1 pseudogene is annotated in these 346 nt (G+C 66.2%); it reads left to right on the plus strand.

Annotation, left to right across the window (positions count from 1 at the left end):
- A pseudogene (locus EN807_RS33485) lies at positions 1–229 on the plus strand (hypothetical protein); the annotation flags it as partial.
- Positions 230–346: the final 117 nt, after the last annotated feature.

Here is a 346-nt window from a genome sequence, read left to right on the forward strand (position 1 = left end):
CCTGCTCACGCAGCCTTCGCGCCTGCAGAAGCTCGCCGAAATCTACAAGTCGCAGCTCGGGCTGGAGCCGGTCAATGCGCGCCAGATCGTCAATCTCGACGATCTGCCGGCAAAGCCGGTCACCATCGAGGACCTCTCGTCGCAGCGGCTGGGCGGCATGGCCGACAATTCCGACAATGGGCCCAAGGGGGCCAAGGACCCGGTCGTGACCGGAGGCATCGTGCAATGATCGCCAAATTCTCGACGCTCGGAAGTCTGCTGAAGCGCCGCAAGAAGCAGGGCGACGACGGCTCGATCGTCGTCGAGGGCGCCCGCAAGGCGACCGGCGGCAGGGCCAGGACCCGCA

Source organism: Mesorhizobium sp. M5C.F.Ca.ET.164.01.1.1, assembly GCF_004792125.1.
Lineage (GTDB): Bacteria > Pseudomonadota > Alphaproteobacteria > Rhizobiales > Rhizobiaceae > Mesorhizobium > Mesorhizobium wenxiniae.